Source organism: Flavobacterium plurextorum (assembly GCF_002217395.1).
Lineage (GTDB): Bacteria > Bacteroidota > Bacteroidia > Flavobacteriales > Flavobacteriaceae > Flavobacterium > Flavobacterium plurextorum.
Window position 1 is genome coordinate 81461 of sequence record NZ_MUHD01000034.1, and the last position, 22647, is coordinate 104107.

Sequence of the window (22647 nt, forward strand, 5' to 3'; positions counted from 1 at the left end):
TTAAAGCTTTATTTTAAAATAGGCATCTAGAATTATTTTTGTATTTTTAAGGTATAAACAAATTAAAATCCAAGAACAATTCATTATGAGTTTAGTTACTACAATCAGCGGAAATAAAATCGCCTTTTTTTCAACACAGCCTTACGATAAAGCTTTTTTTAATCAGTATAATGATGGTTTTGAATTGGATTTTTTCGAAACTCAGCTTAATTCTCAGACTGTTATTTTAATTGAAAATACCGCTGTTGTTTGTGTTTTTGTAAACGACATAGTAAACGAAGCAGTAATTAAGCAATTGGCAGAAAAAGGTGTAAAGATCATTGCATTACGATGTGCAGGTTTTAATAATGTTGATTTAGAAGCTGCAAAGCAATATAACTTAAAAGTTTGTCGTGTTCCTGCATACTCTCCGCAGGCAGTTGCTGAACATGCAATGGCTATGATTTTGACATTAAACAGAAAAACTCATAAAGCTTATAATCGTGTTCGCGAACAAAATTTCTCTCTAAACGGATTATTAGGTTTTGACTTGTTCGGAAAAACGGTTGGGATTATTGGAACTGGAAATATAGGGAAAGCTTTTGCTAAAATTGCTTTAGGTTTTGGCTGTAAAGTTCTAGCGTATGATATTGTTACGAATGACGAAATGATAAAGGACGGAGTAGAATTTGTGTCTTTGGAAACGATTTTTAAATCAAGTAATATTATCTCACTCCATTGTCCGTTAAATGCTCAAACAAAGCACGTTGTTAATAAAGATTCAATTGCTTCTATGAAAGACAATGTGATGATTATTAATACAAGCCGAGGCGGATTGATCGAAACAGCTTCGGTTATTGAAGGCTTGAAAGAAGGTAAAATCGGTTATTTAGGAATTGATGTTTATGAACAGGAAGAAAAATTGTTTTTCAGAGATCTATCTGCAGATATTATTCAAGATGACGCAATTCAGCGTTTAATGAGTTTTCCGAATGTTTTGGTTACGGCACATCAGGCGTTTTTTACAAATGAAGCTTTAACGCAGATTGCATTGGTTACTTTTAATAATATTAAGTCATTATTGACGGAGAATGATATTGAAAATAAAGCTGCTTTGCTTGTTTAGAATTGATTATAAAGATAAAAGTGTGAAATTAAAAATAACAAACTATGAAAAGTAAAATCGTAATTGCAATTGCAATTTTGGCATTGTATTCATGTCAAAATAAAACAGAATCAAAAAATATAGTAAAAACTATTGTGCAGGATACTTTGTCTAAAACATTGGGAGGAACAGCAAATCTTAATGAAGCGCCTCCAAGAGATGATAAAGCGGTCGAACTGATTAGGAAGCAATTAAGTGTTTTGTTGAAGAAAGATATTCCGGCTATGACAAAAGACGATCGTTATTTTTACTATCAAGAATTTGATTTGAATAATGATAAGAAAAACGAATATTTTGTAGGTTTCTCAAATTCTTATTTCTGCGGAAGCGGAGGTTGCTCCGGATATATCTTAAATAATGATGGAAGCGTAATCAATCGTTTTTCGGTAACCGATTATCCAATTTATGTTACGACTTCATCAACCGAAAAATTTTATGATTTAATATTTGAAAGCGGAGGGAAATTTCATCTTCTAAAAATGAAAGGCGGCAAATATCCTTCGAATCCATCTGTTCAGGAAGTTATAAAAGGCGATGTTCCTAAAGAAAGTACAAAGGTTTTGGATGTTAATTCTAAAAAAATAGAGAAGTATTCTTTTTAAAAATAAAAAACCCGACAGATTATTAAAATTTGTCGGGTTTGAATATTTGTATATTTTTAGAATTTTTAAAATACGGCTTTAAGTTTCTTATTTATTGGTCTTTAACGTGTTGTTTGGTGCTTAAAATATTTTTGATTAATCTATATATTGCCATTAGCAAACCGCTTCCGAAAAATAATATTCCAGTATAACCAATAATCATTTTGATTACCAGATTTCCTCTTTTAAATTCTTCAGGATATAAAATCAGAAATAAACAATTTAAAACAAAGATTAAGCAACCAAAAAACATTGTAATATTGGTTTTAAAGCTGTCTTTACTTTTGTCAATTTTCTTTTCTGTTATAAGATAATAGATGCAGCCTAAACCTCCGAAGAAAAGTATGCCGCTAAGATATTTAAGTCTCATTTTGAATAGAACTACTTCTGAAAATTGTAATTCTGGATTTGTAAATGAATCAATCAATTCATAAACAGAAAGAACTGTGAATAAAATAAATATTGTATAAAGGAAGTACTTTTTAATTTTTGGCATAAATATTTGTAAGTCAGTAAATTTAAATAAAAAACCCGACAGATAATCTGTCGGGTTTGTATTTTATAAAACTCATTTTTTGGAATTTGGAATTTCCAAAAAATGAGATTTTAATAATTTATCCTACTAACTCCACGAATTTAAACTCACCTTCAACGGCAACTTTAGTTAAACCATGTTTTGATAGGTTTTTCATAGCTGCATCCCATTTTTTACCGCTTAAATTAGCTGTAACTTTTAGTTGTGCAAGATCCATTTTGTTTTCGTTCTCTTTAAGGAAGTGAATAATTGCTTTCTCTTCGTCAGATAATTCAATTAATTGTTTTTTCTCCGGACGCATTTGCGGGAACAATAAAACTTCTTGAATAGAAGCATTGTTTGTTAAATACATAATCAAACGATCCATTCCAATTCCCATTCCAGAAGTTGGAGGCATTCCGTATTCAAGTGCTCTTAGGAAATCTTCGTCGATAATTCCGTTTGCTTCATCATCACCTTTCGCTGCCAAACGCATTTGATCTTCAAAACGCTCTCTTTGATCAATTGGATCATTCAATTCAGAATATGCATTTGCAATTTCTTTACCACAAACCATTAACTCAAAACGCTCTGTCAAATCTGGATTATCACGGTGCTCTTTACAAAGCGGAGACATTTCTTTTGGATAATCAGTAATGAAAGTTGGCTGAATATAGTTTCCTTCGCATTTCGCTCCAAAAATCTCATCAATCAATTTTCCTTTACCCATTGTTTTATCCACTTCAATTCCCATTCCTCTTGCCGCTTCAAACAACTCTTCTTCAGTTTTTCCAGAAATGTCAAAACCAGTAAAATGTTTGATAGAATCAGTCATTGTCACGCGTGCATAAGGCGCTTTAAAATTAATTTGGTGTTCGCCAAAAGTAACTTCACTTGTACCATTTACAGCAATTGCACAATGCTCAAGCAAGCCTTCTGCAAATTCCATCATCCAGTTGTAGTCTTTGTAAGCTACATATATTTCCATTGCAGTAAACTCAGGATTATGCGTTCTGTCCATTCCTTCGTTACGGAAGTTTCTAGAAAACTCATAAACACCTTCAAATCCACCAACAATTAATCTTTTTAAATACAATTCGTTTGCAATACGCATATAAAGCGGAATGTCAAGCGAATTATGATGCGTGATAAAAGGTCTCGCCGAAGCACCACCAGGAATTGACTGCAAAACCGGAGTGTCAACTTCAAGATATCCAGCGTCATTAAAATAACCACGCATTGCAGTAAATAACTTTGTACGTTTAATAAAAGTTTCTTTTACTTGTGGATTTACAGTTAAATCTACATAACGCATTCTGTAACGCAACTCAGCATCGTTAAATGCATCATGCACATTTCCTTCTTCATCAACTTTTGGCAACGGAAGCGGACGAAGCGTTTTACTCAAGAAAGTAAAACCGCTCACACGAATACATTTTGCGCCAACTTGCGTAGTAAATAATTCCCCTTCAATACCAATAAAGTCACCTAAATCGGTTAATTTTTTGAATACTTGGTTGTATAAAGTTTTATCGTCACCTTCACATAAAACATCACGATTCACATACAATTGAATACGTCCTTCGCTGTCTTGTAACTCAGCAAAACAAGCTTTACCTTGATCACGAACACTCATCAAACGTCCCGCAACGATAACCTTCTTACCTTCTTCAAATGACTCCTTAATTTGCTTAGAAGTATGATTTACAGGAAAAAGATTAGCTGGATAAGGATTGATTCCTAAGCTGCGTAAGTTTTGAAGTTTTTCTCTTCTGATGATTTCTTGTTCTGATAATGCCATTTTTGTGCTTTTTTTAAGAGTGCAAAGATAAAGAAAAGAATGTAGATTTTTGAATGCGTATTTTAGATTTTTTGCAGCAGCAATTTATTGTGTTTCAATCATCTTTTGCCCCGTATAGATAGGTGTTGGGACTATATACTGTCTAAAAATAAAGTTTTTCTGTAAGAAATTAAATCAGAATCTCGTTATCTTAGCGCTTCATAAAACTCAGAATCTACTAGAAAAATGAAATTTATATCAGCCTTTTTATTATTAATTCTGCTCACAAGCTGCACTATAACTGAAACGATAATAATAAACCCAGACGGAACTGGAAATATTGAAGTTTACAGTCTTCGGGATGAAAATAGTGTTATGCAGTTAGGGAGAAATAGTCCTGATTCAGAGAAATTTATAGATACCATATTTGTTTTTAAAGATTATATTACTAAGTATCAAGAAACTTTTGTGAGATTTAGTAAATCAGATCAGGCATTATTTCAAGAACATTCTAATGTGAAAATGCATGTGAAAATGGATCCAATTCAGATGGAGAATTTTAATATTGTTTCGTGTGATTTTAAAAAGATAGAAGAAGTTCCTAATGTTTATAAAAGCCTTAGTTTAGCTAGTTGTTTAAAAGAAAATTATACGGTAGTTCAGCCGTTTTATAAAATAAAATACAGTTTTGACGGTGTCACATTTAGAAGAAATTTGATAATTACTGATCAAGAAAAATTTGATGAGAAAATGAAAGAAGCGGAGGATAGAAAAAAAGTAATCTCTAATTATAAATTGAAACAATCTTATGTTTTGAATTACTATTTTCCAAGGGTAATAAAGTCGGTTTCAAACGAAAAAGCGGTTATAAGTGCCGATAATAAATCGTTAAGTTTAGAATTTCAGCTTTCTGACTGCCTGCAAAATCCTGAATTGACAAACTTGGAAGTGATTTTAGAATAAAACTTAAATTATTATCAAAAGAAGGTATCTTCGCGGCTTACTAACCAAAAATTTAAAGTCATGAAAAAAGGACTGTTTTATATCCTTGCAGTATTATGTATGTCAAGTTGTACTATTAAAGAAAAAGTGGTCATAAATGAAGATGGCTCAGGATCTTTTTCATATGGATTTGACATGGCGGGAATGTATAAAATGGGAATGAAAAGTTCGGATTCTTTAAAGGATAAAAAGGTTATTGATACTACGTTTAATTTTAAAGAATTATTTGATAAAGCAAAAGATAGTATAGCAAAACTGCCGACAGCAGAGAAAGAAATGCTTAAGGTGCTTGAGAATTTTAAAATTAGTTTAAAGGTTAACGAAGAGCAAAAGCAAATGGAGTATAATATGATATTTGATTTTCCTAATTTAAACAGTATTCAAAAAATGGCATCTCCAACTCAGGCGATGGAAAAATTAGCACTTTCTGATAAAAAGCGACTTGGAGCTTTAAGCGCAGCGCCAAAATCTGAGGATAACAACTCTACTTCATTTCTTTATGATGGAAAGAGTTTTACTAAATTGATTTCGAGTACTGAGGATAATAAAAAAGCAGTTTCAAAACCTAAAAAGAAAAAGGGAAAAGAGGAAGATGATCCTTTTTCTAAGAAAATGGATGATATGATGAAGGAATGTAAGTATTCTATGGAATACCATTTTCCTAAAAAGATAAAAACGGTTTCTTTAAAAAATGCTGTAATTGCTGCTGATAGAAAGAGTTTTATTTATGATGTTCCTTTAGAGAATATGCAGGATAACAGCAATATGAATATTGGGTTTAAGGTAATATTCGAAGATTAGAAAGCAGGGTTGCAAAGTAATAATCTTTTGAATAGAGTTCGTATATTTGATAAAAAAAATACACAACGATGAAATTATTAAAATTATTAAGTTTTTCTTTTTTATTAGCCTTTTTAACAAGTTGTACTTTTACTGAAAGTATTTACATCAATGATAACGGAACTGGGAAATTTTCTGTAGATATGGATGGTTCTGCTTTGATGGAAATGGCTGGCGATCAAATTGGAAATCAAATGGGAGCTGATGCCAAAAAAGATATTGATTCTAGTTTTACTTTCAAGCAATTGTTTGAAGAGAAAAAAGATAGTATTGCAAAGTTGTCTCCAGAGGTTCAAAAAGAACTAAAGAAACTTGAAAGTTTTGCTGTTCATACTAAAATGAGTAGTGAGAAAAAGCAGTTTTTAATGACTTTATCGACTGATTTTAAAAATGTAAATGAATTGCAGGATATTTTACAAACCGCCAATGTGCTTCAAAAACTTGAAGGAGGAGCAGGAGCAAGTCCGTTAGGTAATGGTATTGGGAACAATAATAGTGTATTGACTTATACATATGATGCTAAAAAGTTTACTAGAAAGGCAATAATTGATCCTAAAAAAGTTGCCGAAGTAGTCAAAGATTCTACAGGAATGTCAAAAATGATGTTTGCTTCTTCAACTTATGTTGTGAAATATCACTTCCCGAAAAAAATCAAAAAAGTATCGAATCCGAATGCATTGTTCAGTGAGGATCGAAAAACAATTACAATTCAATACCCTTTTACGGATTATATGGAGAATCCTGACAAACTCAACTTTGAAGTAGAGTTTGAAAAATAATTAAAATGAATAAAAAAATTCAACTTCAAGATCTAGGTAATAGAGATTATAAATCGACTTGGGAATATCAAGAAGAGCTTTTTACAGCTATAGTTGATTTAAAAATCAAAAATAGAAGAGAAGAGCTTGATTTACCAACTCTCAATTATTTATTGTTTGTCGAGCATCCGCACGTTTATACTTTAGGTAAAAGTGGTGATTTAGAGAATTTGTTGTTAAATGAAAAACAGCTTGAAGCTAAAGGAGCAACTTTTTACAAAATTAACCGCGGAGGCGATATTACCTATCACGGACCAGGACAAGTTGTAGGTTATCCAATTTTGGATTTAGAAAACTTCTTTACAGATATTCATAAATATTTACGATTCCTAGAAGAATCAATTATTCTTACTTTGGCAGAATATGGTTTGGAGTCGGGTAGAAGTGAAGGTGAAACAGGAGTCTGGCTTGGTGTTGGAACACCATTTGCACGTAAAATATGTGCAATGGGCGTTCGTGCTTCGCGATGGGTTACCATGCACGGATTTGCATTGAATGTAAATGTAGATTTAGGATATTTTGATAATATAATTCCATGTGGTATTCGTGGAAAAGGCGTAACATCTTTAAATGTTGAACTTGGTGTTGAACGAGTTGATGAGGAAGAAGTGAAGTCTAAAATTGTTAAACATTTAGCTCATTTATTTGAGGCTGAATTTATTGCAGAAACATCAAGATAAAACTAGTTTTAGTTTTTGAATATTTAGTTTATACCTATTGAATATAATTGCTTTTATGCGAATTATATTCAACGGGTTTTTCTGTTTTTAGTTATGAGTATTATCGATAAAAAAGCAATTCTAAACAATTTAGGACTTCCTGAGAAAGAGCTGGAGGAATTATCAAATGTCTGCGAACATAAAATAATCAACAAAGGAGATTGTTTTATTTCTGCAGGTCAAATTCCGCGTAAGATGGCTTTTGTTATTAAAGGATTGTTTCGATACGTTTATAGTAATGAAAATGGTAACGAGTTTACAAAAAGCATCATTACCGAGAATAATTTTATAAGTTCCTATTCAGCAATGATTCATAATAGCGCATCTTATTTTTCTATTGAAGCTTTGGAAGAAACAGAAATTTTAGAAATTGATTATTTGAGATGGCTGGAAATGAAGGCGAAAAACTCTTTTTGGAATATCTTTTTACTTCAAATATTAGAAAAAGCGTTTTGTGTTAAAGAAAAACGAGAGCGGGAATTATTGCTTTTGGATGCAGAAAAACGATACGAAATTTTTATTGCTGAGTTTCCAAATTTAGAAAATAGAGTTTCACAACAAATTATAGCTTCATATTTGGGTATTCAACCTGAATCTCTCAGCAGAATTAGAAGAAAATTTAAGACTTAACATAGATCAATGCATAGTTTTGCGACGATGGGTATTTTTGATGCTTAATTTAAAAATTAAGTTATGAAAATCACGAATAGTACTATCGTTATTACTGGAGGAAGTTCTGGTTTAGGATTAGAAATGTGCAGGCATTTTATAAAACAAGGCAACACAGTAATTGCTTGCTCGCGTTCTATCGAAAAACTAGAAGAAGCACAGAAAATACTGCCGGATTTAATTGTTTATCCTTGTAATATTGCAAATGAGCAAGAATGTGAAGCATTTGTAAAATGGATCGAAACATCTTATTCTCAAGTAAATATTTTGATTAATAATGCCGCGATTATCAATAGAACTTCTTTTATTGAGGATGATTTAATTTTGCAAAAAATGAACGATGAAATGTTAACTAATTTTGCAGCTCCAGTTCGTTTGATAAAATTATTATATCCTATTTTAATCAAAAATAATAATTCTAAAGTTATAAATATTACAACTGGTTTGGTGTATGTACCAAGAGGTATTTATACTTTTTATAATGCTGCAAAATCAGCTTTGCACTCCTTTACCCAAGTCTTGAGGTATCAGCTTAAAAATGAACCTATACAGGTTGTCGAAGTCATGTTTCCAGTTGTAGATACGCCTTGGCATAATGGTAAAGCGCCTAAAATTGCTATTTCTCCAGAAAAAGCTGTTTCAGAAATGTTTAAAGAGATTGCTCTCAATAGAACAGAAATTAGAATTGGAAAAGTTAAAATTCTGTATTTGCTTTCTAGAATAGCTCCTCAATTTGCATTTAAGAAAATAAACAGTCTAAGTTGATTTTTTAGAGTTTAAAATTCTAATGTTAATTGATCTGGTAAAAGTCTGAAACTCATTCGGTGATATTTTGTTGTTCCGTATTCTTTAATTGCCTCTCGATGCTCTTTAGTTGGATATCCTTTATTTTTTTTCCAGTTGTACATTGGAAATTCTTCGTGAATTTTATCCATGTATTCATCTCGATAAGTTTTTGCTAATACTGATGCAGCGGCAATGCTCAGGAATTTTGCATCTCCTTTTACAATGCTTTTATTTGGAATAGACTTTAATAATTCTATTTCAGCAGAAGAGAACTGTTTTCCAACTGTATTTTTTAATCCTAATTTAGCATTCAAAGCACGGTTTCCATCTACAATAATATATTCCGGAGTTTGACTTAGTTTTAGAATACACTCCTGCATTCCTTTCATTGATGCATTTAAAATGTTTATTTCATCAATCTCGTCAGGAAATAAATGTGTTACTGAAAAGCAGAGTGCTTGTTCTTCGATAATTGGTTTTAAAAGTGCACGCGTCTTTTCAGATAATTGTTTACTATCATTTAAAATTATATTCTCAAAATCTTCAGGAAGAATTATAGCTGCTGCCGTGACAGGTCCTGCTAGGCAGCCGCGTCCTGCTTCATCTGTTCCTGTTTCTAGTGTAAATCCTGAATAATTAAGCTGCAGCATTTGATTCTTTTTTTTGAAGTGCAAATATTGTATTTTTTTTTCAAAATGTATGAAAAAGACAGATTGATCAATAATCGTAGAAAATATGTTTGTCTTTTGAAATTTTGATCAAAAAATATTTTTTTAGTTTTTCTTGTCTTAAATAGCATTTTCTGTAATTAGAAAATGAGACCTTATTTACATCTGTATTTTGTTTTGAGAGACCTTTATTTGAATAGAAAGAAGTGAATTAGTAAAAACAATTCAAAATATAAAATTGTATTATATTTTAAAGCTTTCATTAGTCTTTAATTTATGTCCTTGAATATTGTTAAAATTGGTAGTTAGGTTTGTTAAAATTAAGAAATATTCTAAACGCGGGCAGATCGTCTTAAACTCTAAATTCTTTTCTCGGTTACACTAAAATAAAACAGGAATTATTGGGTTGAAAAAAGGGCAATTTTCAGGCTATCAATTGTAAATAATGAACTTAAATAATTAGTTAAGTGTGGGAATGTGCCTTTTTGCTCTTTTTTTTGTTAGGATAATTGTTACATTTTAAACAAAAAGCACTCTGTTTTAGGGGTTTTGTTACAGTTTGAAATGTTAATATTGTGTTAAAATTATAAATATGGGTAGATTCTAGATAGCGCTGTATTGTTATATATAATAGGGTTTTAGCTAAAAAATGTTGATTTACTGCGCTTTAGTGTTAATGAGCTATTAAAGTAATGTTGGTGTTCTGTTAAAGAGGGACTTGTTATTTTAAGAAATAATTAAGATGTTTGTCGCATACTAATTCAAATATATACCAAAATGAAATTAAAATTACAATGGATCTATTCGCTATTGATAGCGCTTTCTATTCAGTTTTCTTATGCTCAAGAGAGGACTGTTACAGGTATCGTTTCAGGTGATACAGGAGTTATTCCAGGAGTTAATGTTATTGTTAAAGGAACAAAAGTTAGTACACAAACAGATTTTGATGGAGGTTTCTCTATTAAAGCTAAAACTGGTGATGTACTTCTTTTTTCTTACGTTGGAATGGATCAGATTTCAGCTGTTGTAGGACCATCTTCAGCAGTTAATGTTAAAATGAAAGATTCAGGAAAATCTTTGGACGAGGTTGTTGTTGTTGCCTATGGTAAAGCAAAAAAGAGTTCTTACACAGGTTCTGCAGTTTCAATTAAAGGAGAAAGTTTTGCTAATAGAGCAGTAACAAACGTTTTGTCTACAATTGAGGGAGCTTCTTCAGGTGTTCAAATTCAAAGTGCTTCTGGACAACCAGGTGCGGCGCCAGCAATTAGAATCCGTGGATTTAGTTCTATCAATGGATCAAATACTCCACTATACGTTGTTGATGGAGTTCCATTTGCAGGAGATATTAGTACTTTGAATTCTGCAGATATCGAAAGTTTGACAGTTTTGAAAGATGCTTCGTCAACTTCATTATACGGATCAAAAGCTGCGAATGGTGTTATTATCATTACGACAAAAACTGGTAAATCTTCAAAAGATAAGTTCTCATTAAATGTAAGTCAAGGTTTGACTTCAAGATTGATTAAAGAATACGACAGAGTTAATGCTTTTGATTACTATCCTTTAGAGTGGGAAGCAATAAGAAACAGCCGCCCAATGGGAACACCGGCTCAATTAGCTACTGCTAATGCTTATGCATCTGCCAACGTTCAGCCCTTGTTGGTTACAAATCCATTTAATGTTCCAAACGGACAAGTCGTTGGAACAGATGGTAAATTAAATCCAAATGCTCAACTTTTGTATCCAAATGATTTAGATTGGACTAGAGAATTAGAAAGAGCTGGAACAAGACAAAATGCTGATTTTTCTTACCAAGGTAAATCTGACAAATCAAATTATTTTGCTTCTTTGGGGTATCTTAATGAAGAAGGATATCTTCAAAATTCTGATTATGAGAGAATTTCTGCTCGTTTAAATATTAATACTACTTTTAATAGTTGGTTAAAAACTGGAATTAATTTATCAGGAACTACAACTGATTCTAATTTGGCAGTAAACGGAGTTGATAATTCAACTTCTGTTAATAATCCATTTAGAGCAACTAGATTTATGGGGCCTATTTACCCTGTTTATGATCATAAACCAAATGGAGATTTTTTATTAGATCCAGTTACTGGAGAGAAAATTTATTCAATTGCTAGAGGTGCTAGTGCTACACCAGGTAGAAATATTGTTTATGAAACATTAAACAATACCGATAATCAAAAAGGGACGGCTTTATCAGCAAGAACATATGTTGAGTTCAAATTTTTGAAAGATTTTAAATTTACTGCAAATGCAGCGTTGGATAAAACATATTTAAACAGAACGTATTCTTATAATACAGAAATTGGTGATGGTGCTCCAACAGGGTTAATGGCTAAAGAGAATAGAGTTCTAACTGGTGTTACTTACAATCAGTTATTAAACTATGATAAAAAAATTGGTGAGCATACTATATCAGTTTTATTAGGACATGAAAGTTTTGATTACGAAAGAGAATGGTTAAATGGAACTAAAACAGGTCAGGTTTCGCCAAATAATGTTGAGTTTATTAACTATGCTACGGTAACAGACTTAAATTCTTATACAAGAAATTACGGAACAGAATCTTATTTTTCAAGAGTTGGATATGACTATAAAGATAAATACATCCTTTCAGGATCTTTTAGAAGAGACGGTTCTTCAAAATTTACAAAAGATAACCGTTGGGGTAATTTCTGGTCAGTTGGTGGTGCTTGGGTACTTACAAAAGAAAGCTTCTTAGAAAATAGCGGTTGGATTAATGAATTGAAATTAAGAGCTTCTTTTGGAGAAGTTGGTAATGATTCTCATATCAACCATGACGATTTAAGTTTTTATGCAGGTCAATCAACTTTTAGTTTAGGATATGATAATGGAAGTGAAGGTGGAGTTGTTACAAACGCTAGTGGAGCTGTAAATTTAAAATGGGAAAAAAATACTCAGAAAGATATTGCTGTTGAATTTGGATTGTTTAAAAACAGACTTAGAGGTAGTGTTGAGTATTATAACAGAAGTACAGATGATTTGATCTTTTCTGTACCAAATCCTTTATCTTCAGGACTTGATAACAGAATCGAAAATATTGGTTCTATGTTTAATAGAGGTTTCGAAATCTCTTTAGACGGGACTATTGTGAAAACAAATGATTTTTCTTGGGGATTGAATGTAAATGCATCTACAATTCATAACGAAATCACTAAGTTACCACAAAAAGAGATTATCAACGGAAGTAAAAAGTTAATGGTTGGTCAGTCTATGTATGACTATTGGTTAAGAGATTGGTACGGAGTAGATCCAACAGACGGATATGCTTTATATGTGTCAGATCCAACTTTAATCGTTGCTGGAGATATTACTCAAAGAGTTGTTAATGGAGTAAATGTAACAACAGATCAAAATAAAGCGTTATACCACTATGCTGATTCAGCAATTCCTGATTTGTACGGAAGTTTTGGAACTAACTTTGAATATAAAGGTTTAAGATTAGAAGTTTTATTTGCTTATCAAATTGGTGGAAAGATGTATGACACTAATTATCAATCGCTTATGCATACTGGAAGCAGCTATGGATCAGCTTTAAGTGTAGATGTTCTTAACAGATGGCAAAAACCAGGAGATATTACTGATGTTCCAAGAATGGATGTTGGTAGAAATACACAGTCAAGCGCTGCTTCTGACAGATGGTTGATAGGTTCAGATTATTTATCTTTAAGACAAGTTAACTTATCTTACAAAATGCCTTCTGAATTAATCTCTAAATTAGGAGTAGACAATGCTACCTTGTATGTAAATGGTGAAAATTTATTATTATTCACTAAACGTCAAGGAATGGATCCAAGTCAAACTTTTAATGGAACAACTCAAAATAGATACATGCCATCTAGAGCTATTACATTAGGGTTAAACTTAAACTTTTAAAAAATAATATTATGAAATCAAATTATATAAAACAGATATTTATTGCAATATCGTTATTAGCACTGACGTCATGTTCAGAAGATTTTTTAGATAAAAAACCTACAGAATTTGTTGATTACGACGGGGCGACTAAAACCACTGAAAATTTAATGACGCTTTTAAATGGTATACACAGATCATTGTATGTTAGATATGAAAGTAATCAGAATGAGAATGGACTAGGTGGAATGATGCAACAGATGGATATCGTTGGAGATGATTTAGTTTATACTTCTAATAACACTTGGTTTTTACAAGTTTACAACTGGAATGGTGTAGCAAATGAAAATGCGCAAGATGTTAGATTTCCATACCGTACTTATTATAGAATAATTAGAAATGCTAACACTATTTTAGGTGCAGTTGATGCGTCAACAGGTCCAGACGCAGATAAAAAAGTGTTAAAAGGTCAAGCTTTGCTTTATAGAGCATTTTCTCATTATCAATTGGTTCAGATATATGGTAAAAGATATGTTAACGGAGTTGATAATTCACAAATGGGTGTTCCTCTTGCTTTAACTGTTAGTGATCAACCTTTGGCTCGTGCAACTGTTGAACAAGTTTACACGCAAATCAATAAGGATTTAGATGAAGCAAATGTTTTATTAGTAGGGTATACAAAACTAAATAATTCTCATTTAGGTTTAAGCGTAGCACAAGGTTTGAAAGCTAGGGTAGCATTAACTCAAGGAAATTGGGCTATTGCTGCAGATTATGCTGCTAAAGCTAAAACGGGTGTAGCATTAATGAATGCTGAGGAATATGTAAAAGGATTTAATGACTTTAACGCTAAAGAATGGATGTGGGGAAGTCATGTTAACGAAGTTCAAACAGATTATTTTGGTAATTTTGGAGCTTACATGTCTAGAAATTTTAGTTCAACAGTTATCCGTGTTTGTCCTAAGGCAATTAACAGTAAACTTTACAACTTAATTCCAACTACTGACGTACGTTCAAAGTTGTTTGACAAAACAGGGGTGCATGCTTCATTAAATCTTTCATCAGCTTTTGCTAAATTTCCTTATACAAGTCAAAAATTCTTAGCTGTAAGTACTGGTGACGCTAGATGTGATATTCCTTATATGCGTGTTGCTGAAATGTATCTTATCGAAGCAGAAGCAAAAGCAAGATTAGGACAGGCTGATGCAGCTGCTGTATTATTTGCTTTAGTAAAAACTAGAGATACTGGATATACTTTGTCTACAAAAACTGGACAAGCATTAGTAGATGAAATCTGGTTTCAAAGAAGAATTGAATTGTGGGGAGAAGGATTTAGATTTTATGACTTAAAGAGAACAAATACTCCTCTTGATAGATCTGGTGCAAATCATAATTCAACAATTACAAATGGAGTAATCAATGTTCCTGTAACAGATAAAAGATGGCAATGGTTGATCCCTAGAGCTGAGATCAATGCTAACCCATTACTTAAACAAAATGAATTATAATAAATTGTAATATAATTTAATGGGTGTTTCAGTTTTTTGGTAGATTTTAAAAACTATTAGAATAAAAGAGCAGTTACCCAGATAAAGTTTATATTACAGTAAACAATAAATATTTTGATTTTTCTTGAAAGCCCCGTTTACTTTTGTAAACGGGGTTTTCATTTTTGAAGGAGGTTATGATTGCAGACTCATACTAACGTTTTGTTTTTTTTCGTTTATACGTTTTTATCTTTTACCTTTGCTCGACAAATTTTGCCGAAATAATTTTATATAACATTATCAAATGAGAATATTCATTTTTCTATATCTATTAGTTATACCAGCCTTATTGTTTTCTCAAGAAAAGACTTCTTCAAAAAGTAGTTTAGATATGAATTCAAAATACTCAAGTATAACAGACACTGTTAAAAAGAAAAAGGCTAAAATTGCTAAAATTGACCAATATCAGATTATTACTCTAGAGCATGATACTACTTATGTAGATACATCATTGACAATAAAAAGTGCCTATAAACAAAACCATCTTCGAAAAGATCTTTTTGGACTGTTGGAGTTCTCAAATATCGGACAGCCTTTAAATGTTTTGCAATATAGTTTAACGAATTTTTCGCCATATCCAGAGATTGGTTTCTCGGCTATGCACTATAATTATCTGCAGCCAGACGACATTAAATACTATTCTGCAGCGACGCCTTTAACAGAGTTGTTTTTTAATACAACAATAAATAAAGGACAAAATGTTGATTCATTTATTACTTTGAATACATCAAAAAATCTTAATTTTTCTATTGCATATAGAGGTTTACGTTCAGAAGGAGATTATATAAATCAGTTAGTAAGTTCAGGAAATTTTCGATTTACAACCAGTTATGCAACACCAGAGAGAAGATATGCCTTGAATGCGCATTTTACTTTTCAAGATAATTCAAATGAAGAAAATGGTGGTATTACAACTCCAGAAGATTTTGAGAGTGATAATCCAGATTTTAAAAATCGTCAGAGACTACAAGTTTACTTGACAGATGCAAAATCTTTTTTGAAAGGGAAAAGGTTGTTTTTTGACCACGCTTTTAGAGTGAATCCAAAAAACGGAAATAATAATTTGTATATAAATCATCAGTTTAACTTCGAAAACAAATTTTTCGAATACAATCAACCTACTGTTCTTTCTACTGTTGACGGACAACAAGTACAGCGTTTTGGAGCTTCATATACAACAAGTGGTATAAATGATCAAACTCGTTTTGAAAGATTGTACAATAAAGTTGGAGTGGCTTATGAAAATTCGCTGTTAGGTAAGTTTAATTTTTTTGTTGACGATTATAGGTCAAATTATAAATACGACCGAATTTTGGTTGATAAATCTGGAGGTGTTGTTCCTGATAATTTGTTTCTTCAGATTAATAATTTTGGTGGACAATATGAATATCAAAAGAACAAATGGAATGGGCGATTTTTGTATACAAGATCTATTACGAACCAATCATTATCTGATCTTGATGCGAAATTACGCTATACTTTAAATGAAAAAATTCAGTTCGATTTTAAATATAGAAATGTAAACAAACTGCCAAACAATAATTATAATTTGTATCAAAGCAGTTATGTAGAGTACAACTGGTCGAATAATTTTAAAAACGAAAAAATTAATACACTTGGAGCTAGTGTGCATACGCCTTGGTTAAATGCTGAGGTTCAATATACAGTATTAAATGATCATTTGTATTTTAAAGATGTTTCGTCGCCGGCTCAAGTATTAGCACAAACACAAATTATAAAGCCAGAGCAGTACGGAAATGCTATTAATTATTTAGAAATTAAAGCAAGCAAGGAATTTAAATTTGGAAAATTTGCATTAGATAATACTCTATTGTATCAAAAAGTAGATCAATCTGATTTAATTTTAAATGTGCCAGATTTTGTAACAAGAAATACATTCTATTATTCAAATCACTTTTTCAAGAAAGCATTATTTGCACAAACAGGAATTGTATTTAATTATTTTACCAAGTTTTATGGTAATGGATATAATCCAGTAGTTGGAGAGTTCTTTGTTCAGAATAATAAAGAGATTGGAAATTATCCGCTTTTTGACCTTTTTATAGATGCCAGAATTCGTCAGACACGTTTTTATCTAAAGGCAGAACACATAAATGCTCTTTTTTCAAAAAGCGATTATTATTCAGCACCAAATAACCCATATCGTGATTTTGTAATACGATTTGGTTTAGTTTGGAATTTCTTCCAATAAAACGGATAAAACATATTTTAAAAATATCTTATATTAAAACTTAAATAAAATGGACTTTTCAAAAAATATTTTAGAAACAATTGGTAATACACCATTAGTAAAACTCAACAAGATTGTTGCTGAAATTGATGCATTAGTATTGGCAAAAGTCGAGACCTTTAATCCTGGTAATTCTGTAAAAGACAGGATGGCTGTAAAAATGATTGAAGATGCAGAGGCAGATGGACGATTAAAACCAGGTGGAACTATTATAGAAGGTACTTCTGGTAATACAGGGATGGGATTAGCACTTGTTGCTATTATTAAAGGCTATAAATTAATCTGTGTAATATCAGATAAACAGTCTAAAGAAAAAATGGATATTCTTCGCGCAGTTGGAGCAAAAGTTGTTGTTTGTCCTACAGACGTTGAGCCAACAGATCCTCGCTCGTACTATTCAGTTTCTAAACGTTTGGCTCAAGAAACACCAAATTCGTGGTATGTAAATCAATACGATAATTTATCAAATTCATTAGCGCATTATGAGCAGACTGGGCCTGAGATTTGGAAACAAACAGAAGGTAAAATTACTCATTTTGTCGTTGGAGTTGGAACAGGAGGAACGATTTCTGGAGTTGGAAAATATTTAAAAGAGCAAAATCCAAATATTAAAATTTGGGGAATAGATACTTATGGTTCTGTTTTTAAAAAATACCATGAAACTGGAATTTTTGATGAAAACGAAATTTACTCTTATATAACTGAAGGAATTGGAGAAGATATTTTACCTAAAAATGTTGACTTTTCTTTGATTGATGGATTTACAAAAGTAACCGATAAAGATGCAGCAGTTTATACCAGAAAAATTGCACTTGAAGAAGCAATTTTCGTTGGGAATTCTGCTGGAGCGTGTATAAAAGGCTTGTTGCAGTTAAAAGAACATTTTAAACCAGATGATGTTGTAGTAGTATTATTTCACGATTCTGGAAGCCGTTACGTAGGTAAAATGTTTAATGACGACTGGATGCGTGAGCGTGGATTCTTGGAAGAGAATGTTACCAAAGCTGAAGATGTGATTAAAGATCATATCGATAAAGAATTGATAGTTGTTCGTACTGAAGAGTTGGTTTCTCATGCTATTGAGCGTATGCGTAAATATAAAATTTCGCAGATTCCGGTAGTTGATATAAATGGTTTTGTTGGTTCTGTTGATGAAACAGATTTATTTAGAAGTTATGTTGCAGATAAAAACGTAGCAGAAAAACCAATTAAAGAAGTAATGGGAAAACCATTTCCAATCGTAAAATTAGGAACTCCAATCGAAGAAGTTTCTAAGCTTTTTACAAAAGAAAATGATGCCGTTTTATTAGATTTAGGAAATGGAAATCATCATATCATTACGAAATATGATATTATTGGATCTATTAAATAAAGCAAATTAATACTTTTATAAATCCATAAATCTGCTTGTTAAAGACAGATTTATGGATTTTTTTATCCTTTTAAAATTTTTAGAATGAACTTTACTGCAATTGATTTTGAAACAGCAACGGGTTATCATCCGTGTTCTGTGGGAATTGTTACTGTCGAAAATGGAATTATTGTAGATGAATTTGTTACCCTAATAAAACCGCCAAATAACGAATATAATCCATTTACGATCCGAGTTCATGGTATTTATCCTAGAGATACTATTAATTCAAAATCATTTTTGCAGATTTATCCAGAGATAGAAAAAAGATTAAAAAACAGAGTTGTTGTGGCTCATAACGAAAGCTTCGATCGTAATGTTTTAGTGAAGTCAATGTTGCTTTATGGATTAAATTATGAAGATTTAAATATCGCTTCTAAGTGGGAATGCACGGTTAAGATTTATAAAGCAAAAGGTTTAAAACCAACAAAACTAAGCGACTGCTGTAGGGAAATGAAAATACAACTTAATCATCATGAGGCGTTGTCAGATGCACGAGCTTGCGCAAAATTGTATATGCTTCGATAAAAACATTTATATTTTGTAAGAATAATAGTAAAAATTGTTTATTTTTAGTTTTTTATTTTAATTAAAAATCTAAAAATGAAAGAAGATTTTCTTCATTACCTCTGGAAATATAAGAAGTTTGATACTGTGAACTTACAAACAGTTCAAGGTGAATTGGTTACGATTATTAAAACGGGTGACTATTTGCAGTGTTCTGGACCTGATTTTTTTAACGCTCATATTAAAATTGGAGATCAAAAATGGGCAGGAAATGTAGAAATTCATTTAAAATCATCAGACTGGTATTTGCATAATCATGAGAATGATTCAGCTTATGAAAATGTGATTCTACACGTAGTTTGGGAAAATGATACCGCAATTTTTAGAGAAAATAATTCTGAAATTCCAGTTTTGGTTCTCAAAGATTATGTGAAAGTGGAAGTCGTTGCAAATTATCAAAACTTGTTTTCTACCAAAACTTGGATTTCTTGTGAAAAACAGATAAATGAAATTGATAAATTTGTTTTTAAAAATTGGCAGGAAAGATTGTTTTTTGAGCGATTGGAGCGTAAATCTGAACTTGTTTATAAACTTTTAGACGGATTTAATCAAGATTGGGAAGCTGTTTTATTCTGCTTATTGGCTAAGAATTTCGGCTTAAATACAAATGGTTCTGCTTTCTTGCAGATAGCGAAATCAATTCCTTTTTCAATTATTAGAAAAGAAAGTTTTGAGGCAGAAAATTTAGAATCACTGTTTTTTGGGACAGCCAATTTATTGAACGAGGAGAAAGAGGATGAGTATTTTAAAGATCTAAAATTTAGATTTTTTTACCTTCTGCATAAATACCAATTAGAAAGATCTTACAGTGATCCTCTTCAATTTTTTAAGCATAGGCCAGATAATTTTCCAACAATTAGACTTTCACAGTTGGCTGTGTTATATCATAAGCAACAGAACTTATTTTCGAAGATCATTAGATTAAAATCAGTTAAAGATGTTTACAAAATACTGAGTGTTTCTGCAGGTTCTTACTGGAAAAGTCATTATCAGTTTGACAAAGAAAGTCCGAAAAAAGAAAAAACATTATCGAAGTCTTTTCTTGATTTAGTAATCATCAATACTATTATTCCAATTCAGTTTGCTTATTCAAAAATAATTGGAGAATCTATTTCCGAAGACTTGATTAACTTTATGAATGAAGTCTCTCCAGAAAAGAACTCAATAATAGAAAAATTCACTTCTTTTAGTGTTAAATCAATAAATGCATTCGAAACTCAGACTTTATTGGAGCTTAAGAATGAGTATTGTAATAAAAAAGCTTGCTTGAAATGTGCAGTTGGAATGGAGTTATTAAAAAAATAATTGGATAAATTAAACAATTAGAAAATGAGCAATTGGATAATTTGTATTTTTGTAAACTAAAATTCATCCTAAGATAATTACTAGGATAAAAAAAAACTAAAAATGTCGGCTATTTTAAAATTAAAATTCTTTTTCGAAAAATATGGTTTTCATGTGTCGTCAAGACTAGCGGACAAACTTGGGATGCGTGTAACAAGTGTGAGGTTATTTTTTATTTACATCTCTTTTGTTACTGCAGGTTTGGGTTTTGGAGTTTATCTAACCTTGGCTTTTTGGATTCGATTAAAGGATTTAATACGTGCGAAAAGAACTTCGGTCTTTGATTTGTAATTTATAGTAAGCATAAAAAAAAGGATCTTAAAGTGGTTAAAGCTTTAAGATCCTTTTTTTGTTTATATGTCCAGAATTATTTTTCTGGATTATTTAATTTACTGTTTTTCTTACCATACATAAAGTATATTAAGACACCTAAAGCCATCCAGATAACTAGTCGTGCCCAGCTTTCGTTTGGTAAAGAATACATCAATGCTAAACAAATTAGGATTCCTGCAATTGGTACAAAAGGAACTAAAGGAGTTCTAAATGATCTAGGTGCGTCAGGCATTTTATAACGCATTACCATAACTCCAATACATACAAGAACAAACGCTAACAAAGTTCCAATACTTACCATGTGTCCTAAGTCACTTACAGGAACTAGCCCAGCAAATAAACTTACGAATACTAAAAAGAAAACATTAGTTTTCCAAGGTGTGCGGAATTTTGAATGTATTTCACTAAAGAAAGAAGGTAATAAACCATCTTTACTCATAGTATAAAACACACGGCTTTGTCCCATAAGCATTACTAGGATTACTGAAGTGTATCCAGCTAAAATTGCAATGATTAAACCTGTTTGTAAAAAATCATATCCTGTAACAGCAAATGCAGTAGCAGCAGGTTTTGCATCTCCAGCAAATTTGTAGTAAGGTACAAGTCCTGTCATTACGTGAGCAAATAATACATATAATATTGTACAGATTACTAAAGATCCTAAGATACCAATCGGCATTCCTTTTTGAGGGTTTTTAGCTTCTTGAGCGGCAGTTGATACAGCATCAAAACCAATAAAAGCAAAAAATACAGTTGCTGCACCAGTTGCAATTCCTGACCATCCAAACTCTCCAAAAACTCCTGTGTTTTTAGGGATATATGGAGTGTAGTTACTAGTATCAATAAATTTCCATCCTAAAACAATAAAAACGATAACTACAGCCACTTTTACAACAACTAATACATTGTTGATAGTTGCAGACTCTTTTGTTCCTTTAATTAATAATAATGAAAGCAGCGAAACAATGAATATAGCTGGCAAGTTTACGATTCCACCTTCAATTACAGTACCATTACTAAGTGTTAAAGTTTCCCATGGAGAACAAATCAAGTCAGGAGGAAGATGAATGTTGAATTTTGCTAATAACTCTAATAAGTATCTAGACCAACTAACACCTACTGTAGCGGCTCCTAAAGCATACTCTAAAACTAAATCCCAACCAATAATCCAAGCCATGAATTCTCCCATTGTAGCGTAAGAATAAGTGTAGGCACTACCTGCAACAGGTATCATAGAAGCAAATTCGGCATAACAAAGTCCTGCAAAACCACAACCTATAGCGGCTAATATAAATGAGATAGTTACAGCTGGTCCGGCATGTTCTGCAGCGGCAATTCCGGTTAAGGAGAATAGCCCGGCTCCAATGATGGCGCCAACTCCAAGTGCAACAAGCGAACGTGAAGATAAGGTTCTTTTTAGTCCTTTTTCAGATTCGGATGCTTCACCGAGCAGTACCGAAAGAGGTTTAGTTTTCCAAATTGACATACTATAATATTGGTTTATTTGTTATTAAGCTCCAAATGTATCGTTTTTTGTAAAAAATAAAAACAATTATCATGTTTTAAGTTATAAAATATTTAAAATTTTAAAGAAACACTCGGTAAAGCCTTATGACAAGCTGACAATCATTAAATTAATTGAGAGAAATTTGCGGAATGTATAATTCTGACAAAAGTTAAATTTTAATGTATTTTCTTGTTAAGTTTAAAGGT

Annotated in this window: 19 protein-coding genes; 15 read left to right on the plus strand and 4 right to left on the minus strand. The window is 31.6% G+C overall.

The window, feature by feature from the left end; genetic code table 11:
• The first annotated feature begins 85 nt into the window (after positions 1-85).
• Together B0A81_RS17800 and B0A81_RS17805 are read left to right on the plus strand one after the other, a co-directional pair.
• On the plus strand, positions 86-1105 hold the full coding sequence (locus B0A81_RS17800; protein ID WP_089059248.1) for a 2-hydroxyacid dehydrogenase: 1020 nt from the start codon (positions 86-88) through the stop codon (positions 1103-1105).
• A 44-nt stretch (positions 1106-1149) separates the two neighbouring features.
• Positions 1150-1746 carry a hypothetical protein gene (locus B0A81_RS17805; protein ID WP_089059249.1) on the plus strand — a complete coding sequence of 199 codons (597 nt, stop codon included), beginning with the start codon at positions 1150-1152 and terminating at the stop codon, positions 1744-1746.
• A 91-nt stretch (positions 1747-1837) separates the two neighbouring features.
• Here the strand turns inward: B0A81_RS17805 and B0A81_RS17810 are convergent, their stop codons facing one another.
• Both B0A81_RS17810 and lysS read right to left on the minus strand, forming a co-directional pair.
• Positions 1838-2281: an STM3941 family protein gene (locus B0A81_RS17810; protein ID WP_089059250.1), complete on the minus strand. Its 444-nt coding sequence runs from the start codon at positions 2279-2281 to the stop codon at positions 1838-1840.
• Positions 2282-2399: 118 nt separating this feature from the next.
• Positions 2400-4100: a lysine--tRNA ligase gene (gene lysS / locus B0A81_RS17815; protein ID WP_089059251.1), complete on the minus strand. Its 1701-nt coding sequence runs from the start codon at positions 4098-4100 to the stop codon at positions 2400-2402.
• 225 nt (positions 4101-4325) lie between these two features.
• On the opposite strand from lysS, the gene B0A81_RS17820 reads away from it, so the two are divergent.
• From B0A81_RS17820 to B0A81_RS17845, 6 genes are all read left to right on the plus strand, one after another.
• A complete protein-coding gene (locus B0A81_RS17820) occupies positions 4326-5042 on the plus strand; it encodes a hypothetical protein (RefSeq protein WP_089059252.1) in 717 nt (238 codons plus the stop codon).
• A 60-nt stretch (positions 5043-5102) separates the two neighbouring features.
• On the plus strand, positions 5103-5882 hold the full coding sequence (locus B0A81_RS17825; protein ID WP_089059253.1) for a hypothetical protein: 780 nt from the start codon (positions 5103-5105) through the stop codon (positions 5880-5882).
• Positions 5883-5950: 68 nt separating this feature from the next.
• Positions 5951-6700 carry a hypothetical protein gene (locus B0A81_RS17830; protein WP_089059254.1) on the plus strand — a complete coding sequence of 250 codons (750 nt, stop codon included), beginning with the start codon at positions 5951-5953 and terminating at the stop codon, positions 6698-6700.
• A gap of 5 nt (positions 6701-6705) precedes the next feature.
• On the plus strand, positions 6706-7419 hold the full coding sequence (lipB, locus tag B0A81_RS17835) for a lipoyl(octanoyl) transferase LipB (protein WP_089059255.1): 714 nt from the start codon (positions 6706-6708) through the stop codon (positions 7417-7419).
• A 93-nt stretch (positions 7420-7512) separates the two neighbouring features.
• The gene (locus tag B0A81_RS17840; protein ID WP_089059256.1) at positions 7513-8088 is read left to right on the plus strand and encodes a Crp/Fnr family transcriptional regulator; all 576 of its coding nucleotides are present in this window, start codon (positions 7513-7515) and stop codon (positions 8086-8088) included.
• Between the two features lie 63 nt (positions 8089-8151).
• Positions 8152-8892 (plus strand): SDR family oxidoreductase, encoded by a 741-nt coding sequence (locus B0A81_RS17845; RefSeq protein WP_089059257.1) that lies wholly within the window; start codon positions 8152-8154, stop codon positions 8890-8892.
• A gap of 11 nt (positions 8893-8903) precedes the next feature.
• Here the strand turns inward: B0A81_RS17845 and B0A81_RS17850 are convergent, their stop codons facing one another.
• Positions 8904-9563: a ribonuclease HII gene (locus B0A81_RS17850; protein WP_089059258.1), complete on the minus strand. Its 660-nt coding sequence runs from the start codon at positions 9561-9563 to the stop codon at positions 8904-8906.
• A 795-nt stretch (positions 9564-10358) separates the two neighbouring features.
• Between B0A81_RS17850 and B0A81_RS17855 the strand changes: the two genes are divergently transcribed.
• From B0A81_RS17855 to B0A81_RS17885, 7 genes are all read left to right on the plus strand, one after another.
• Positions 10359-13502, plus strand: coding sequence for a SusC/RagA family TonB-linked outer membrane protein (locus tag B0A81_RS17855; protein WP_089059259.1), 3144 nt, complete (start codon positions 10359-10361; stop codon positions 13500-13502).
• Positions 13503-13513: 11 nt separating this feature from the next.
• Positions 13514-14989: a RagB/SusD family nutrient uptake outer membrane protein gene (locus tag B0A81_RS17860; RefSeq protein ID WP_089059260.1), complete on the plus strand. Its 1476-nt coding sequence runs from the start codon at positions 13514-13516 to the stop codon at positions 14987-14989.
• A 283-nt stretch (positions 14990-15272) separates the two neighbouring features.
• The gene (locus B0A81_RS17865) at positions 15273-17240 is read left to right on the plus strand and encodes a putative porin (RefSeq protein WP_089059261.1); all 1968 of its coding nucleotides are present in this window, start codon (positions 15273-15275) and stop codon (positions 17238-17240) included.
• A gap of 49 nt (positions 17241-17289) precedes the next feature.
• Positions 17290-18651 (plus strand): pyridoxal-phosphate dependent enzyme, encoded by a 1362-nt coding sequence (locus B0A81_RS17870; RefSeq protein ID WP_089059262.1) that lies wholly within the window; start codon positions 17290-17292, stop codon positions 18649-18651.
• A gap of 84 nt (positions 18652-18735) precedes the next feature.
• Positions 18736-19218, plus strand: a complete 483-nt coding sequence (locus B0A81_RS17875; RefSeq protein ID WP_089059263.1) for a 3'-5' exonuclease — start codon at positions 18736-18738, stop codon at positions 19216-19218.
• 75 nt (positions 19219-19293) lie between these two features.
• Positions 19294-20562 (plus strand): DUF2851 family protein, encoded by a 1269-nt coding sequence (locus B0A81_RS17880; protein ID WP_089059264.1) that lies wholly within the window; start codon positions 19294-19296, stop codon positions 20560-20562.
• 102 nt (positions 20563-20664) lie between these two features.
• Positions 20665-20892 carry a PspC family transcriptional regulator gene (locus B0A81_RS17885; protein ID WP_007810860.1) on the plus strand — a complete coding sequence of 76 codons (228 nt, stop codon included), beginning with the start codon at positions 20665-20667 and terminating at the stop codon, positions 20890-20892.
• A 76-nt stretch (positions 20893-20968) separates the two neighbouring features.
• Here B0A81_RS17885 and B0A81_RS17890 read toward each other — a convergent pair whose 3' ends face one another.
• Positions 20969-22420: an amino acid permease gene (locus B0A81_RS17890; RefSeq protein ID WP_089059265.1), complete on the minus strand. Its 1452-nt coding sequence runs from the start codon at positions 22418-22420 to the stop codon at positions 20969-20971.
• Between the last annotated feature and the right edge of the window lie 227 nt (positions 22421-22647).